The following is a 16617-nucleotide window of genomic DNA, read 5'->3' as shown; positions in this document are numbered from 1 at the left end:
GTTTCGCACCAGCGCCCGCGCGTCGGTGTCGCGGGGATCGAGCGTGCCACGGTTCGACGAGGCGGATCCGACCGAGGGACGGTAGATCACCGCAAGTGCTGCACGCGCGTCCATTCCTGCACAGGGGAGGAGTGCGCCCGTCAGTCCCCAGATCCGCCTGCGTCCCTGATCTCGCCGCCGGGATCAGAGCAACATCGAGCCGTGATAACCCTCAAGACGGCGCGCCAGCTCGAGCACCTCGCCCAGACCTTCGTCGCTCTCGGGGGCGTTGCGCGCACCGCGCGCCTGCTGGACGAAGGGGTGAGCCGACACGCGTTGAGGACCGCGCGGGACGAAGGACTGCTGCAGCCGCTGCGTCGCGGTTGGGTTGCCGCGCCCGGTGCCGACGTCGAACTGGTCGCCGCAGCCCGATGGGGCGTCGTCCTCACCTGCGTCACCGCCGCCCGACGGTATGGGCTCTGGGTGCTCACCGAGGATCGCTGCCACGTCGCGTGCGGACCTCATGCCACCGGCCCGCGGCCCGACCGTGCCACTGTGCACTGGGCCCGACCCGTGGTGCAGCGAGATCCTGATGACCTCGTGGATCCGCTCCCGAATGCCCTCGTCCTGGTCGCGTCGTGCGTCCCGCACGAGCAAGCCCTTGTGATCTGGGAATCGGCGCTCCGTCTGCGTCTTGTCGATCCCGCCGTCCTGGCCCGAACGCCCCTTCCGCCGGCTGCCCGCCGCCTGCTCGCCGAAGCGCGGCCGTTCGCGGACTCCGGTCTCGAGACGCTCTTCGTCGTCAGGCTCCGCTGGTTGCCGATCCCGATCACGCCGCAGGTGTGGCTCGCGGGCCGTCCGGTGGACTTCCTCATCGGCGACCGCCTGGTGGTCCAGCTCGACGGAGGACACCACGTCGGTGCCCAGCGGGCGCGGGACAACGCCCATGATGCCGAGTTGATGCTCCTCGGCTACCACGTCATCCGGGTGGGGTACTCGGAGATGCTCGAGGAGTGGCCTGCGGTGCAGCGCCGGATCCTCGACGCGATCGCGTAGGGCCTGCACCTCGCACGTTGACGCGGAGATCTTCCTTCCCGCGGTCGCCCTCGACCGATGCGTCCGAGGTTCGGCGAATCGCCGAGGAAGGGACGGAAGAAGCGCTGGGCGAACGAACAGGGAGCGCGCCCGCGAAGCGGAAGGGGCGTGCCCGCGCGCGAGATTGCGGGGCGGGGCGTTGGGAGCCGGGGAGGGCGTCAGGCGCCGACGCCGGCGCGGGCGTCCGACGCGGCACGCACGTCGAGGATCGGTGAGTCGGTGACCGGCCGGGTGAGGTGCAGCACCACCGCGGTCATGGCCGCGGCGGTGAGAGCGGCGAGCACCATGTGGACACCCACCGCGAGGATCGGCAGACCGTTCCGGGCCTGGAAGAGACCCACGGCGATCTGGACCACTTCCGCCCCGAGCAGGACGATGCTCCACCGCGCGAGGAGGGGGGTCCGGTCGCGCTGTCGCCAGGCGCCGACGAACAGCGCGATCGTCAGGGCGAACAGCGCGTAGCTCGGCCAGGCGTGGACGTGTTCGAGGAGTTCGGCGTCGAATCCGCTCCGGCCGGCGGCGGCGTCACCCGAGTGCGGGCCGGCACCGGTGGTCAGGATGCCGAAGACGATCGTGACCACGAGAGCGGCGACCGCGCCGCGCGCCGTCCATCGCAGCCACACGGGGACGGCGGATTCGCGCGGCAGCTCGGGCCGGTTCATCCGGGCGAGGAAGGCGGCGGTGACGCACACGAGGACGACGGAGACGACGTAGTGGAAACCGACGATGAACGGGTTCAGGCCCGTGAGCACCGTGATGCCCCCGACGAGAGCCTGCGCGACGACGCCGATCAGCACCAGCCAGGCGAGCAGCACGAGGTCTCGTCTCGCCGGAGTGGTGCGCACCGAGCGGACAGCGGCCGCGATCACCGCGGCGAGCAGGACGCCGTTGGCGAGCGGTCCCGCCGGGAAATCCAGCGCGACGCCGAGCGCGAGGACGGCTGCGGCCCCCAGGATTCCGCCGGCCGCGAACCACAGAGATGCGGTGAGGGCCTTGCGGCCGCCGGTGCGCAGCACGATCAGGAGCACCACGGCGAGTGCGAGGATGCCGACGAGGCCGGTGAGTGTCCGGTTCCCGAACTCGATCACGCCGTGGATCCCCATCTCGGGGGTGGGGACGATCGATTCCGCGGTGCAGCGCGGCCAGGTGGGGCAGCCGAGCCCCGAACCGGTCAACCGCACGGCCCCGCCCGTGCCGATGATGAGGACTTCGGCGAGGAAGGACAGCCACGCGAAGACGCGCAGCGGCCGACTGATCCCGTTCGCCGGCCGGCGCGGACGTGGGGGAACGAGCGCGGGCGCGGACATGGGGACCTCCTGGGTCGGATGCCGCCTGACGCCCGGCGCGGGCCGGGGCGAGGGCGGGACCTGTAGAATCGAGGGGTTCGGTCGCGCGCCGTCGGGCGCAACCCCTTCCGAACAGTTTAGGCGCCCAGCGCGACGCCAGGAGAGGGCCCAGCCCTTGACATCCCCTTCCGTTTTCTCCCCCGAGGAAGCGGGAATGTCGGAACGGAGACATTCGTTGGGGCCCCTAGAGGAGAGTGTGACGATGTCGGATGTACTGATCGATCGCCCGGAGCTCGAAGGCCTGGGGGTGTACGAATTCGGATGGCACGACGCAGACGCCGCCGGAGCCAGCGCCCGTCGTGGCATCAGTGAGGCGGTGGTGCGTGACATCTCCGCGATGAAGAGCGAACCCGAATGGATGCTGAAGAACCGCCTGAAGGGGTATCAGCTGTTCGGGCGCAAGCCCATGCCCACCTGGGGCGCCGACCTGTCGGAGATCGACTTCGACAACATCAAGTACTTTGTGCGCTCGACCGAGAAGCAGGCGCAGTCCTGGGAGGACCTTCCCGAGGACATCAAGAACACCTATGAGCGTCTCGGGATCCCCGAGGCGGAGCGGGCACGTCTGGTCGCCGGGGTCGCGGCCCAGTATGAGTCCGAGGTGGTCTACCACCAGATCCAGGAGGACCTGGAGCGCCAGGGTGTCATCTTCATGGACACCGACACCGCGCTGCGGGAGCACCCGGAGTTCTTCGAGGAGTACTTCGGCACCGTGATCCCCGCCGGTGACAACAAGTTCGCCGCCCTGAACACCGCGGTGTGGTCGGGAGGCTCGTTCGTCTACGTCCCCAAGGGGGTGCACGTCGACATCCCGCTGCAGGCGTATTTCCGGATCAACACCGAGAACATGGGTCAGTTCGAGCGGACCCTGATCATCGCCGACGAGGGCTCGTACGTCCACTACATCGAGGGCTGCACCGCGCCGATCTACAAGAGCGACTCCCTCCACTCGGCCGTGGTCGAGATCATCGTGAAGAAGAACGCCCGCGTGCGGTACACCACGATCCAGAACTGGTCGAACAACGTCTACAACCTCGTCACCAAGCGCGCCGTCGCCCATGAGGGCGCGACGATGGAGTGGGTCGACGGCAATATCGGCTCGAAGGTGACGATGAAGTACCCGTCGATCTTCCTGGTGGGCGAGCACGCGAAGGGCGAGACGCTCTCGGTCGCGTTCGCCGGTCCCGGCCAGCACCAGGACGCCGGCGCGAAGATGATCCACATGGCGCCGTACACGCAGTCTTCGATCGTGTCGAAGTCGATCGCCCGGGGCGGCGGTCGCGCCGGCTACCGCGGCGAGGTGCGGGTCGATGCCAACGCGCATCACTCGGCCAACACCGTCCGATGCGACGCGCTCCTGGTCGACACCATCTCACGATCCGACACCTACCCGGCGATCGACATCCGCGTCGACGACGTGCAGCTCGGTCACGAGGCGACGGTGTCGAAGGTCAGCGAGGAGCAGCTCTTCTACCTCATGAGCCGTGGGCTTCCGGAGGACGAGGCGATGGCCATGATCGTCCGCGGGTTCATCGAGCCCATCGCGCGAGAACTGCCGATGGAGTACGCGATGGAACTGAACAAGCTCATCGAGATGGGCATGGAAGGCAGCGTCGGCTGAATGAGCTCCACCACGCAGGCACCCGTCGCGGTGCCGGGATCCACAGCGCACACCGACGGGGGATGGGGCGTCGTCCCCATCCAGACCCGCTCCGAGCGTCCGCAGTCCTACGATCCGGCTGATTTCGGCGCGCCGACGGGCCGCGAGGTCAACTGGAAGCACACCCCGATCGAGCGGCTCGCGCCGCTGTGGCAGACGGATGCCGCGGCGACGCGGACAGCGGGCATCACCGTCGGTGAGCATGTCGGCGTGGAGGTCGATAGCCTCGCCCCCGGTTCCGCCCCGCGCGGTGAGGTGTTCACACCCGAGGACTACCCTGCGGCTCTGGCCTGGGTGCGCACACCCGAGGCCACCCGCATCCGGCTCACATCCGGCGTCGAGCTGTCCGACCCCGTCGTCGTCGACGTCGTCGCAGACACCGCGGCCACCTTCACGCACCTGGTCATCGAGGCAGAGCCCCACGCCCGCGGCACCGTCCTGCTGCGGCACGCCGGGCCGGCGCTCCTCGCGCAGAACGTCGAGATCATCGTCCGCGACGGCGCCGCGTTGACCGTCGTGTCGGTCCAGCGCTGGGACGACGACGCGGTGCACGCAGCAGCGCACCAGGCGCGCGTCGAGCGGGATGGCGCCCTCACGCATGTCGTGGTGAGCCTGGGTGGCTCCGTCGTGCGGGTGAACCCGTCGGTGGAGCTCGCCGGCCCCGGGTCTCGCGCTCAGCTCTACGGCGTGTCGTTTTCGGACTCGGGACAGCACCTCGAGAGTCAGGTCTACCTCCACCACAAGGGCCCGCACACCGTCGGCGACGTGCTGTACAAGGGTGCACTCCAGGGTGAGAGCGCCCGGAGCGTCTGGATCGGCGACGTGCTCATCGGTCGCAACGCCGTGGGAACGGACTCCTACGAGGCCAACCGCAACCTCGTCCTCACCGACGGCGCCCGCGCCGACTCGATCCCGAACCTCGAGATCGAGACCGGCGACATCGCCGGAGCCGGTCACGCGAGCGCCACCGGTCGCTTCGACGACGAGCAGCTGTTCTACCTGCAGGCCCGGGGCATCCCCGAGGCCGAGGCGCGGCGCCTGGTCGTTCTGGGCTTCCTCGGCGAGATCGTCCAGCGCATCGGCATCCCGACGCTGGAGGACGAGCTGATGGCGGCCATCGAGCGCGAGCTCGAGGAAGGAGCGGCCGCGTGAGCGCGACCCGCGTCTGTGCCCTCAGCGACCTCGAGCAGGACACCGCGCTTCGTGTGGAGGTGGAGGGCGTGGCCATCGCCCTCGTCCTCGACGCCGCCGGCGAGGTGCACGCCATCGGAGACACCTGCACGCACGGCGACATCTCCCTCGCCGAGGGATTCGTCGACGGCGACACGCTCGAGTGCTGGGCTCACGGCTCGGCGTTCTCGCTGCGTACCGGCAAACCGCTGAACCTCCCCGCGTACGAACCCGTCCCGGTCTTCGAGGTGACCATCGACGGCGACGACGTACTCATCGACCCGAATGTGAAGAAGGACATCTGATGACTGTGCTCGAGATCCGCGACCTCCATGTCACGGTCGAGACCGACGCCGGGACCACCCCGATCCTCAACGGCGTGACCCTGACCGTCCGCACCGGCGAGACCCACGCCATCATGGGGCCCAACGGCTCCGGCAAATCGACGCTCGCGTACACCGTCGCCGGGCACCCGAAGTACACCGTCACCAGCGGCTCGATCACCCTCGACGGCGAAGACGTCCTGGAGATGTCGGTCGACGAGCGCGCGCGTGCCGGTCTCTTCCTCGCGATGCAGTACCCGGTGGAGATCCCGGGCGTCACGGTGACGAACTTCCTGCGCACCGCCAAGACCGCGATCGACGGCGAGGCGCCGGCGATCCGGACGTGGACGAAGGACGTCAAGGCGTCGATGAAGGGCCTGCGCATCGATCCGAAGTTCGCCCAGCGCAACGTCAACGAGGGGTTCTCCGGTGGTGAGAAGAAGCGCCACGAGATCCTTCAGCTCGAGCTGTTGAAGCCGCAGATCGCCGTCCTCGACGAGACCGACTCAGGCCTCGACGTCGATGCCCTGAAGATCGTCTCGGAGGGTGTGAACCGCGCGAAGGAGAACACCGGCCTCGGTGTGCTGCTCATCACGCACTACACCCGGATCCTCCGCTACATCCGGCCCGACTTCGTCCACGTCATGGTGAACGGCCGGATCGCGGAAGAAGGCGGTCCCGAGCTCGCGGAGCGGCTCGAGGAAGAGGGCTACGACCGCTTCATCGGCGACCAGACGCCGGTCGACGCCTGAAATGACCGCGCGTAGGATGCAGCCATGACCGCGACGCTCAGCCCGGAGAAGTTCGACGAGGTCACCGAAGCCCTGAAGGACGTGATGGACCCCGAACTGGGGATCAACGTCGTCGACCTGGGTCTCATCTACGACCTCGCCTGGGATGACGAGAACGATGCCCTCGTCATCCACATGACGCTCACGTCGGCCGGATGCCCGCTGACCGACGTCCTCGAAGAGCAGACCGCTCAGGCGTTGGACGAGGTCGTCGAGCGGTTCCGCATCAACTGGGTGTGGATGCCGCCGTGGGGCCCCGAGCGGATCACCGACGACGGGCGCGACATGATGCGCGCCCTCGGTTTCGCGATCTGACGCAGGGGTGCAGCCCCTCGACGCCCTCCCGCTCGAAGCGCTGAGGGAGCGAACCAGCGCGAAGTGGCGGGCCTACCCCGCCGACGTGCTTCCCCTGTTCGTCGCCGAGACCGACTTCCCGCTGGCCCCGGCGATCTCCTCGCGGCTCCGCCGCGCCGTCGAGCTCGGAGACACCGGATACACCGCGCCGGCGTCCGGCGTGCGCGAGGCGTACGCGGGTTTCGCCGGGCGGCGTTTCGGGTGGCATCCGGACCCCACCCTCATGCGCACCACCTGTGACGTGATGATGGGGGTCGTCGAGATCCTGCGTCGGGTCACCCGGCCGGGTGACCGGGTGGTCGTCATGCCGCCGGTCTACCCGCCGTTCTTCGACGCGGTGGCCGAGGCCGGCGCGGTCGTCGAACGGGTCCCTCTCGTCGACGGCCGGGAGGGGCCGGAGATCGACCTCGCCGGTGTCGACGCGGCTCTTGCGGCGGGGGCGCGCGCAGTCCTGCTCTGCCATCCCCACAACCCCACCGGGACCGTCCATGCCCGGCGCACCCTGGAGCGACTGGCCGCCCTCGCCGCGACTCACGACGCCGTCGTGATCAGCGACGAGATCCACGCGCCCCTGGCGCAGCCCGACGCCGGGTTCGTGCCGTTCCTGGCCGTCTCCGACACCGCGGCATCGGTCGGATTCGCTCTGGTGAGCGCCAGCAAGGCCTTCAACCTCGCAGGTCTCAAGTGCGCGATCATGGTCGCGGCGACCCCTGAACGCTTCGGCACGCTCCGGTCGCTTCCCGTCGAAGTCGAATGGCGGACGGGAATCTTCGGTGCGCACGCGGCGATCGCCGCGTTCACCGACAGCGACGACTGGCTGGACGCGCTGCTCGTCCGCCTCGATGTCAATCGCCGGCTGCTGGAGGATCTCCTCGCCGATCACCTCCCGCTCGCCCGCTTCCGCATCCCTCCCGCGGGATACCTCGGCTGGGTGGATCTGAGCGCGTACGGCTGGGGGGAGGACCCGGCGCGACGGATCCTCCGGGACGCCCGGGTCGCGTTCCATTTCGGTCCGCAGTTCGGTGCAGAGGGCAGGAGCCACGTGCGGATCAACTTCGGCTGCGATCCCGACGTGCTGCGCGAGGCCATCGCGCGGGTCGGCGCACTCGTACCGGCATGACCTCGCCGCGTGCTCCGCTCGCGGTCGCACCCTCGTCCGTCTGGGGCCGGCCGTTCCTCTGGGTCACCGTCGGCGCGGTCGCCCTGATCTTCCTCGCGGCGACCCAGGCGCTCGCGGTGACCACGGTGATGCCGGTCGTCAGCGCCGACCTCGACGGCGACCGGCTGTACGCCGTCGCCTTCGCCGGAACCCTCGCGACCAGTGTCATCGGCATGGTGGTGGTGGGTGCCTGGTGCGATCGCGGCGGTGTGCTGGCGCCCCTGAGCACCGCGGTCGGCTTGTTCGTGATCGGTCTTCTCATCGCCGGGCTCGCTCCCGACATGCCGGCCCTCGTCGCCGGACGACTCGTGCAGGGGCTCGGAACCGGCGGGCAGACGGTCGCCCTGTATGTCGTCGTCGCACGCGTGTACCCCGCGATCGTGCATGGACGCGTCTTCGCCGCCTTCTCGGCCGCGTGGGTCGTCCCCTCGCTCATCGGCCCCTTCCTGGCCGGGGCGGTGGCAGAGTTCCTGCACTGGCGCTGGGTGTTCCTCGGTGTCGCGGCGCTCACCCTCATCGCCTACCTGCTCGTGGTGCTGCGGCTGCACGGTCTTCCCCTGGGCACCGACGAACCCGCCACGGGGCGGGTGTGGCCCCGGCTCGTGTGCGCCCTCGTCGTCGCCGTCGGAGCGCTGGGGCTCAGCCTCGCCGGTGAACTCGGTGGGTGGGCGTGGGCCGCGGTGGCCGTCTCCGTCGTCGTCATCGCCCTGGCCGCGCGCCCACTGCTGCCCGCCGGTGCGCTGCGCGCCGCCCGGGGTCTTCCCAGCGTGGTCCTGATGCGCGGACTCATCGCGGGAGCCCTGTTCGGGGCCGAGATCTACATCCCCTACCTGCTCATCGACGATTACGGCTTCTCACCGACCTGGGCGGGACTCGGGCTCACCGCCGCGGCGCTGGCGTGGGCGGCGGCGGCGGAGGTCCAGGGCCGGGTCGGAGACCGCCTGGGAAACACCCGCATCACCCTGATCGGCACCGCGCTGCTGGTCGGTTCGCTCCTCGTCGCGGTGGCGACGGCGCTGCTGGGCCTGGACCCCGCGATCCTGATTGCCGGATGGAGCTTCGCGGGCGCGGGGATGGGACTGATGTACCCGCGGCTGACGGTGCTGACGCTGGCGTACTCAACACCGCAGAACCAGGGCTTCAACTCCTCGGCGCTGTCCATCTCGGACGCCGTCGGTTCGGCGTCATCCATCGCCGTGATGGGGCTGGTCTTCACCCTCCTGGCCGGGACGGATGCCGGGTTCCCCGCCGTGTTCGTGATCGGCACGCTGCTCGCGCTCGCGGCTCTGGTCCCGGGCCTCCGCCTCGGTCACGCACACGAGGCGCGGCCGGCGACCGGCGCCTGAGACCGCCGTCGTTCTGGTCAGCCGCGCGCCTCAGTTCTCGGCACGACCCAGTCGCCAGTAACCCATGAAGGCCACGGCACGCCTGTCCACTCCCTGCTCGGCGACGAGGTGACGCCGGAGGGCCTTGATCGCGCCCGCCTCGCCGGCCAGCCAGGAGTACAGCGGCGCCCGCTTGAGCGCCGCGCCCCCCTTGGCCGTACGCGGAACCTCCCAGAGGATCCCCTCATCGATGTCGATCTCCTCGATCTCGCCCCCGCGCCCGGCGGGGGCCAGACGCTCCACGGCGTCTTCGACGGCGGCGACGAGGTGGGCGTGGCGGGGACCCTCGCCGCGTGCGGCGACGACGTAGTCGAAGCCGGGATGGCGGGGAAGATAGGCGGCATCCTCCTCGTGGGGCACCTCGACCGCCACGACACCGCGTGCGTCCGGTGCGAGCTGCTCGAGGATCACCGCGATCGCGGGAGCCGCAGTCTCGTCGCCGGCCAGCAGGATGTTCTCGGTGTGCCGGGGCGGGACGAAGTCGACCCCGGGGCTGATGCCCCGATGCGCCGTCGTCGGAGCGAGGATCAGCACCTCATCGCCCTCCGCGGCGGAGGCGATCCATGCGGACGCGGGACCGGACACCTCGTGGGACACCATGTCGATGTCGACTTCGCGTTCCGCGTGTCGCACGGCGCGGGTGGTGTAGGTGCGAAACGGCACGCGCTGACCCTCGGGCAGGGCGCGCCAGCGCGTGTACCAGTCCTCGTCCGTGGGCATCGCATCGAGGGGGAGACCGGCGGCGGGGAAGACCACCTTGACCCGCTGGTCGTAGCCCGGATCCCCGTACTGATCGAGGTCGTCGCCGACGAAGGTGAACCGGCGGAAGCTCGGGGTCACATCTGTGATGCGCGAGACGCGCACGCGGAAGAAGCGCATGACGCTCATCGGGAATCCTCCGTGACGGAGCGGGCGGCGGCGCGGGTCGCGTGGTGGCGGCCGCGGGGGAGCACGATCGGGGCGCCGGACACCGGATCGTCGATCACGACGGCATCCAGATCGAAGACCTCCTCGATCAGTTCCCGGGTGAGGATGTCGCGAGGCGCCCCCTCGGCGACGATGCGGCCGTCGCGGAGGGCGAAGAGATGATCGGCGTAGCGCGCGGCGAGGTTCATGTCGTGGAGCACCATCACGATCGTCGTGCCGCGTTCTCGGTTCAGATCGGTGAGCAGGTCGAGGACCTCGATCTGGTGCGCGACGTCGAGGAAGGTGGTCGGCTCGTCCAGCAGCAGGATGTCGGTCTCCTGCGCAAGCGCCATCGCGATCCACACCCGCTGGCGCTGACCTCCGGAGAGTTCGTCCATCGGGCGGTCGGCGAGATCGCTGGTCCCGGTCGCCTCGAGCGCCTCGGCGACGATCTGGAAATCCCGTGCGCTCCAGCGCGCGAGCGGGCGCTGATGGGGATGGCGGCCGCGGCCGACGAGATCGGCCACGGCGATGCCCTCCGGGGCGACGGGGCTCTGCGGGAGGAGTCCCAGCATCCTCGCGACCTCTTTCGCCCTGCGGCTCTGCAGCGTCTTGCCGTCGAGGACCACCTGCCCCGCGCGCGGCGCGATCAGGCGGGAGAGCGCCCGGAGCAGGGTCGACTTGCCGCACCCGTTCGCGCCGATGATCGCCGTGACCTGCCCGGGTGGGACGACGAGGTCGAGCGCGCGCACGATCGTCCGCTCCCCGTAGGAGAGGGTCAGCCCCTCGGCGGCGAGGCAGTGGGTGGTGGTCATAGCGAGCCTCCGGAGCGGTTCGTCCTGATGAGGAGGTAGACGAGATAGGGAGCGCCGAGGATGCCGGTGATGACACCCACCGGCAGACGGTTCTCGAACGCGTACTGGCCGAGGAGGTCGGCGCACAGGACCAGGAGGCCGCCGACGAGGCCGGCGGGGATCAGCAGCGAGCCAGCAGGCCCGACGAGGCGTGCGGCGATCGGCCCGGCCATGAACGCCACGAAGGCGATGGGTCCAGTCGCCGCCGTGGCGAAGGCCAGCAGGGCGACGGCGGCGACGATGAGGAGGAGTCGGCTGCGCGTGAGGGCGACGCCGAGGCCCGCGGCGGTGTCGTCTCCCAGTTGCAGGACGCCGAGGTTGCGGGACTGGCCGATCATCAGCGGGATGAGGATGACCGCGGCGATGAGGACCGGTGCGAGGGTCTGCCAGTCAGCGCCGTTGAGGCTGCCGGTCAGCCACCTCATCGCGACCTGGAGGTCCCAGGCCGCGGCCCGGGACAGGACGTACGTGATGACGCTGTCGAGCATCGCCGCGACTCCGATGCCGATGAGGATCAGCCGCGTCCCGGCGAAACCGTTCTTGTGCGAGAGCAGCCAGATCGCCAGGGCGGTCGCCAGCGCTCCGCCGAGGGCGAGGAGCGAGACCGCCGTCTCCGACAGCGACAGCATGACGATGCCGATGACCGCAGCCGCACTGGCCCCCGAGCTGATGCCGATGATGTCGGGGGAGGCGAGCGGGTTGCGCAGGAGGGATTGGAAGGTGACCCCGGCCATTCCGAACGCCACACCGGCGACGAGGCCCAGCAGAGCCCGGGGGAGGCGGAGCTCGCCGACGGTGAACGACGCGCCCGTGACCTGTTCACCGAGGATGACGCGGAGGACCTCCGCCGGATCGTAGAAGGTGTTGCCGATCATGAGCGACAGCAGGAAGATCACCGCGATGGCGACCGCCAGGGAACCGATGACCGTGAGGCGGCGCCGGGCTCGGCGTCGGCGCCCACCCGCGATCGCCGCCGCACGCGCGGCGACGGCGGTGAGCCGGGATTCGGGGGTGCTCCGGATGTCGGTCACAGCTCACGCACCCGCTGTCGTCGGACGATCCAGATGAAGAACGGCGCGCCGATGAGCGCTGTCAGGATGCCGACGTCGATCTCCTCGGGCCGGGCGACGACCCGGCCGACGACGTCGGCGAGAACAAGCAGATCGGCGCCGACGACAGCCGAGAGAGGAAGCAGCCACCGGTGGTCCGTGCCGATGATCAGGCGGCAGAGGTGCGGGACGACAAGGCCCACGAACCCGATCGGCCCGGCCACTGCGGTCGCGGCTCCGCAGAGGATGACCGCACCCGCCGAGGACACCAGACGTGTCCGGCCGACGTTCTCGCCGAGTCCGGCCGCGAGGTCGTCGCCGAGGGCCAGCGAGTTCATGCCGCGCGCGGTGATGAGGCAGATCAGTGCGCCGAGGGCGAGGACGGGGAGGACCGCGAGGACCCGATCCCAGGTGGCCCCGCCCACCCCGCCGATCTGCCAGAAGCGGAAGCTCTCCATGACATCCACACGGGGGAGGAGGATGGCGCTCACCAGGGAGGCGAAGGCGGCCGAGACCGCGGCTCCGGCCAGAGCCAGCTTCAGCGGGGTCGCGCCGCCACGGCCGAGGGAACCGACGGCGTAGACGAAGACGGCGGCCGCTCCGGCGCCGGCGATGGCGAGGCCCATCGTGCTCCATGAATCGCTGACGCCGAAGAACGCGAGTCCGATCACGACCGCCAGCGCGGCCCCGCCGGAGACTCCGAGGATCCCCGGGTCGGCGAGGGGATTGCGGGTGACCGCCTGCATCGTCGCCCCCGCGAGGGCGAGGGCGGCCCCGACGACGACGGCGAGCACCGTGCGGGGGATGCGTGCGACCACCGCGGCTTCGCCGACCGTGTCCGTCTGCCCGGTCACGGCAGCGAGGAGTTCCGCGGGGGAGATGTCGCGGGCGCCGAAGGCGATCGACGCCGCGCACAGCACCACCAGGAGGGCGATCGATCCGCCGAGCCACGCCCACCGCACCCCGGCCGGGCGCCGCGCAGGGGCGGCGTCCGGCCGGGGCGCGGGCGCGAGGGAGGTCGTCGTCACGATCGGGGGGCGGCGCGAATCAGTTCACGGCGTCGGAGAGCAGCGCGAAGTATTCGTCGATGCCCCAGCCGATCGACAGCGGGGACGGGTTCGCCGAGGCGGCGAGGGGCGTGCTGTTCTCGAGGACGGCGATGTTGCCGTCAGCGATCGCGGGGATCTGGGAGAGCAGCGGGTCGGCCTGCAGCTGCGCCACGAGCTCTCCGTGCGGATCGCCGTAGGTGACGAAGACATCGACATCGTCGAAGCGGTCGGCCTCTTCGGCGCTGACGCTGAGGTAGAACTCCTCGGAGTCGGCCGACATCTCCTCCACGGTGGCCGGCAGCGGCATCCCGAGGGAAGCGAGGAAGCCGGGCCGCGTGTCCAGTGCGGTGTAGAAGCCGATCTGACTGAGGTCGGCCGGATCGAGGTAGGAGAACAGCACCTTCGCGTCGGCCAGGCCCGGGTGCGCCGCCAGCGCCTCGTCCACCTGCGCGTGCAGGTCGTCGATGAGAGCGGCGCCCTCCGCCTCGCGCCCGAGAGCGGCGGAGTTGAGCTCGATCATCTCCTCATAGGACGTGCCCCAGGCCACCTCGGGATAGGCGACGACAGGCGCGATCTTGGTCAGGGTGTCGTAGTCCTCCTGAGTGAGTCCGGAGTAGGCGGCGAGGATCACGTCGGGCTGTGTGTCGGCGACGGCCTCGAAGTCGATCCCGTCCGTCTCGTCGAAGAGCACCGGGGTCTCGGCTCCGAGCTCTGCCAGCTGGTCCTCGACCCAGGGCAGCACTCCGTCGCCGTCGTCGTCGCCCCAGGTCGCCTTGCTCATGCCGACCGGCACGATTCCCAGGGCCAGCGGCACCTCGTGATTCCCCCAGGCCACAGCGGCCACGCGTTCGGGTTCTTCCTCGATCGTGGTCTCACCGAAGGCATGGGTGATGGTGACCGGGAAGGTGCCGTCATCCGACGTCGGGGCATCGGCGTTGCTGCCGGTTGCGGCGGAACCGGCGCAGCCGGCGAGCGAAAGGGTGACGACGAGGCCGGCGCCGAGCGCTGCAGCCACACGGAAGTGAGTCAAGGAAGCCTCCAGGAGATTAGGACAGCCTTACTTTACCTGAGCCGTGGGGCGAGCCCGTTCCGAATGACGAAACCCCGGCCGCGGGGCCGGGGTTTCGTTCGATGTCGAGAGATCGTGGGTCAGCGGCGGTCGAGTCTGCGGACGAGCGCCCACGCGCCCGGGATGAGGGCGGCGGCGATCGCCGCCTTGACGATGCCGCCCACGATGAAGGGGAAGAGTCCCGCCTCGAGGATCTGCCAGAAGGACAGCTCCATCCCGAGGACGACGTTCAGGATGAGGGCCATGTACGGGATGCCGAAGAGGAACGGGATCGCGCTCGCCGCGGCGAAGCCGAGGAACGCGAGAACGGGCCGTCGGTCCCAGGCGCGCTCGGCGAACCATCCCGCGACGGCCGCCGCGGCGATGAAGCCGATGATGAACCCGAAGCTGGGTTTGGCGACAGCCGCGATCGTGCCGGTGAAGTCGGCGAAGACGGGCAGGCCCGCCAGTCCGGCGAGCAGATAGACGGTCAGGCTGGCGGCGCCGCGGCGCGCTCCGAGAGCGGCGCCCACCACGATCACCCCGAGCGTCTGCCCCGTGATGGGCACGGGCTGGAGCGGAATCGACACCTGCGCCAGCACGGCGACGAACAGCGCACCGGCGGTCACCAGCGCGGCGTCGACGGCGAAGGCGCGGGTGCGGGACGAAGGGCGCGCCACGACGTCTGCGAGGACGCGACGAGGGCGGGGAGCGACGGCGATCGATGACATGCGCTCAGCCTAGAAGACACCGGCGGCTGAGGCGAAGCCGGCGCAGTCGTATACTGGGATGCTGGCCACTCGGCCTTTCCCCTCCCCGCTGACCGATCGGACCTTCGCCGTGCTCGCCGTACACGACCTCGAGATCCGCGTGGGTGCCCGCGTGCTGATGTCCGAGGTGTCGTTCCGGGTGTCCGACGGTGACAAGGTGGGCCTCGTCGGCCGCAACGGCGCCGGCAAGACCACGCTCACCAAGGTCCTCGCCGGCGACCTGCTTCCCTCCGACGGCCGGGTCGACCGGTCGGGAGAGATCGGCTACCTCCCTCAGGATCCCCGCTCCGGTGATCCGGAGATGCTCGCCCGCACGCGCATCCTCGATGCGCGTGGCCTCGGAACGATCGCCATCGGCATGCAGGAGTCGTCTGTGTCGATGGCCTCCGACGATGCCGACCTCGCCGCGCGCGCCATGCGTCGCTACGCGCAGCTCACCGAGCGTTTCGAAGCTCTCGGAGGGTACGCCGCCGAGGCCGAGGCCGCCTCGATCGCGCACAACCTGTCGCTGCCCGACCGTATCCTCGATCAGCCGCTGAAGACGCTGTCCGGCGGTCAGCGCCGCCGAATCGAGCTTGCCCGCATCCTGTTCTCGGATGCCGGGACGATGATCCTCGACGAGCCGACGAACCACCTCGACGCCGACAGCGTGGTGTGGCTCCGTGAGTTCCTGAAGAGCTACAAGGGCGGACTCATCGTCATCTCCCACGACGTGGAGCTGGTCGGCGAGACGGTGAACCGCGTGTTCTATCTCGACGCGAACCGTCAGGTCATCGACGTCTACAACATGAATTGGAAGAACTACCTGCGACAGCGGGTCGCCGACGAGGAGCGTCGGAAGAAGGAACGCGCGAACGTGGAGAAGAAGGCCACCGTGCTGCAGCAGCAGGCGGCCCGATTCGGCGCGAAGGCCTCGAAGGCGGCCGCCGCCCATCAGATGGTCGCGCGGGCGGAGAAGATGCTGGCAGGCCTCGACGAGGTCCGCCAGGAAGACCGGGTCGCCAAGCTCCGCTTCCCGAAGCCCGCCTCGTGCGGGAAGACGCCGCTGACCGCCGCCGGCCTGTCGAAGTCGTACGGCTCGCTGGAGATCTTCACCGATGTGGACCTCGCCATCGATCGCGGTTCGAAGGTCGTCGTCCTGGGCCTGAACGGTGCCGGCAAGACGACGCTCCTGCGCATCCTGGCCGGGGTGGACGCACCCGACACCGGGCAGGTCGACCCGGGGCACGGACTGAAGATCGGCTACTACGCGCAGGAGCACGAGAACCTCGATGTCTCGCGGTCGGTGCTCGACAACATGATGTCGGCGGCGCCGAACATCACCGCCACCGAGGCGCGGAAGGTCCTCGGATCGTTCCTCTTCACCGGTGACGATGTGCTCAAGCCCGCCGGTGTGCTCTCGGGCGGGGAGAAGACCCGGCTGTCCCTGGCGACGCTCGTCGTCTCCAGCGCCAACGTGCTCCTCCTCGACGAGCCGACCAACAACCTCGACCCCGCGTCGCGCGAGGAGATCCTCGACGCCCTCGCGCACTACGAGGGGGCTGTCGTCCTCGTCTCGCACGACGAGGGGGCGGTGCACGCCCTGAACCCGGAGCGCGTGCTCATCCTCCCGGACGGGGTCGAGGATATCTGGGGACGCGACTACGCCGAGTTGATCTCCCTGGCGTGATCAGCCCTTC

Annotated in this window: 16 protein-coding genes; 9 read left to right on the top strand and 7 right to left on the bottom strand. The window is 69.8% G+C overall.

Annotation, left to right across the window (positions count from 1 at the left end; genetic code table 11):
- Positions 1-201 precede the first annotated feature (201 nt).
- The gene (locus HDC37_RS05275; protein WP_308472100.1) at positions 202-1035 is read left to right on the top strand and encodes a type IV toxin-antitoxin system AbiEi family antitoxin domain-containing protein; all 834 of its coding nucleotides are present in this window, start codon (positions 202-204) and stop codon (positions 1033-1035) included.
- 197 nt (positions 1036-1232) lie between these two features.
- Here the strand turns inward: HDC37_RS05275 and HDC37_RS05270 are convergent, their stop codons facing one another.
- Complete coding sequence (locus tag HDC37_RS05270) at positions 1233-2381, bottom strand: heme A synthase (RefSeq protein ID WP_179559352.1); 1149 nt, start codon at positions 2379-2381, stop codon at positions 1233-1235.
- A gap of 241 nt (positions 2382-2622) precedes the next feature.
- Here HDC37_RS05270 and sufB point away from each other — a divergent pair, with 241 nt between their 5' ends.
- From sufB to HDC37_RS05235, 7 genes are read left to right on the top strand one after another with little or no spacing between them, the layout of a single operon-like run.
- Positions 2623-4041, top strand: a complete 1419-nt coding sequence (gene sufB, locus HDC37_RS05265) for a Fe-S cluster assembly protein SufB (RefSeq protein ID WP_179559351.1) — start codon at positions 2623-2625, stop codon at positions 4039-4041.
- A complete protein-coding gene (gene sufD, locus HDC37_RS05260) occupies positions 4042-5232 on the top strand; it encodes a Fe-S cluster assembly protein SufD (RefSeq protein ID WP_179559350.1) in 1191 nt (396 codons plus the stop codon). It abuts the gene before it with no gap.
- Complete coding sequence (locus tag HDC37_RS05255; protein WP_179559349.1) at positions 5229-5555, top strand: non-heme iron oxygenase ferredoxin subunit; 327 nt, start codon at positions 5229-5231, stop codon at positions 5553-5555. Before sufD ends, HDC37_RS05255 begins: the two co-directional genes overlap by 4 nt.
- The gene (gene sufC / locus HDC37_RS05250) at positions 5555-6325 is read left to right on the top strand and encodes a Fe-S cluster assembly ATPase SufC (RefSeq protein ID WP_179559348.1); all 771 of its coding nucleotides are present in this window, start codon (positions 5555-5557) and stop codon (positions 6323-6325) included. Before HDC37_RS05255 ends, sufC begins: the two co-directional genes overlap by 1 nt.
- A gap of 24 nt (positions 6326-6349) precedes the next feature.
- Positions 6350-6679, top strand: coding sequence for a metal-sulfur cluster assembly factor (locus tag HDC37_RS05245; protein ID WP_124293088.1), 330 nt, complete (start codon positions 6350-6352; stop codon positions 6677-6679).
- Between the two features lie 7 nt (positions 6680-6686).
- On the top strand, positions 6687-7838 hold the full coding sequence (locus HDC37_RS05240) for a MalY/PatB family protein (protein ID WP_179559347.1): 1152 nt from the start codon (positions 6687-6689) through the stop codon (positions 7836-7838).
- Positions 7835-9223: an MFS transporter gene (locus HDC37_RS05235; protein WP_179559346.1), complete on the top strand. Its 1389-nt coding sequence runs from the start codon at positions 7835-7837 to the stop codon at positions 9221-9223. Before HDC37_RS05240 ends, HDC37_RS05235 begins: the two co-directional genes overlap by 4 nt.
- Before the next feature lie 30 nt (positions 9224-9253).
- Here HDC37_RS05235 and HDC37_RS05230 read toward each other — a convergent pair whose 3' ends face one another.
- The 6 genes from HDC37_RS05230 to HDC37_RS05205 all read right to left on the bottom strand — a co-directional run bounded on the left by HDC37_RS05230 (position 9254) and on the right by HDC37_RS05205 (position 14899).
- Complete coding sequence (locus HDC37_RS05230) at positions 9254-10150, bottom strand: siderophore-interacting protein (RefSeq protein WP_179559345.1); 897 nt, start codon at positions 10148-10150, stop codon at positions 9254-9256.
- On the bottom strand, positions 10147-10983 hold the full coding sequence (locus HDC37_RS05225) for an ABC transporter ATP-binding protein (RefSeq protein ID WP_179559344.1): 837 nt from the start codon (positions 10981-10983) through the stop codon (positions 10147-10149). Before HDC37_RS05225 ends, HDC37_RS05230 begins: the two co-directional genes overlap by 4 nt.
- Entirely contained in the window at positions 10980-12044 is a 1065-nt protein-coding gene (locus HDC37_RS05220) for an iron chelate uptake ABC transporter family permease subunit (RefSeq protein ID WP_179559582.1), read from the bottom strand. Before HDC37_RS05220 ends, HDC37_RS05225 begins: the two co-directional genes overlap by 4 nt.
- A gap of 5 nt (positions 12045-12049) precedes the next feature.
- Positions 12050-13102: a FecCD family ABC transporter permease gene (locus HDC37_RS05215; RefSeq protein WP_374939149.1), complete on the bottom strand. Its 1053-nt coding sequence runs from the start codon at positions 13100-13102 to the stop codon at positions 12050-12052.
- Positions 13103-13118: 16 nt separating this feature from the next.
- Positions 13119-14150 carry an iron-siderophore ABC transporter substrate-binding protein gene (locus HDC37_RS05210; RefSeq protein WP_218869376.1) on the bottom strand — a complete coding sequence of 344 codons (1032 nt, stop codon included), beginning with the start codon at positions 14148-14150 and terminating at the stop codon, positions 13119-13121.
- 119 nt (positions 14151-14269) lie between these two features.
- A complete protein-coding gene (locus tag HDC37_RS05205) occupies positions 14270-14899 on the bottom strand; it encodes a biotin transporter BioY (RefSeq protein ID WP_179559342.1) in 630 nt (209 codons plus the stop codon).
- 109 nt (positions 14900-15008) lie between these two features.
- Here HDC37_RS05205 and HDC37_RS05200 point away from each other — a divergent pair, with 109 nt between their 5' ends.
- Positions 15009-16607, top strand: a complete 1599-nt coding sequence (locus tag HDC37_RS05200; RefSeq protein ID WP_179559580.1) for an ABC-F family ATP-binding cassette domain-containing protein — start codon at positions 15009-15011, stop codon at positions 16605-16607.
- The last annotated feature ends 10 nt before the right edge of the window (positions 16608-16617 follow it).

Origin of the sequence: Microbacterium sp. AK009 (assembly GCF_013410955.1) — a bacterium.
GTDB lineage: Bacteria > Actinomycetota > Actinomycetes > Actinomycetales > Microbacteriaceae > Microbacterium.
This window is presented reverse-complemented; position numbering and strand designations above follow the sequence as displayed.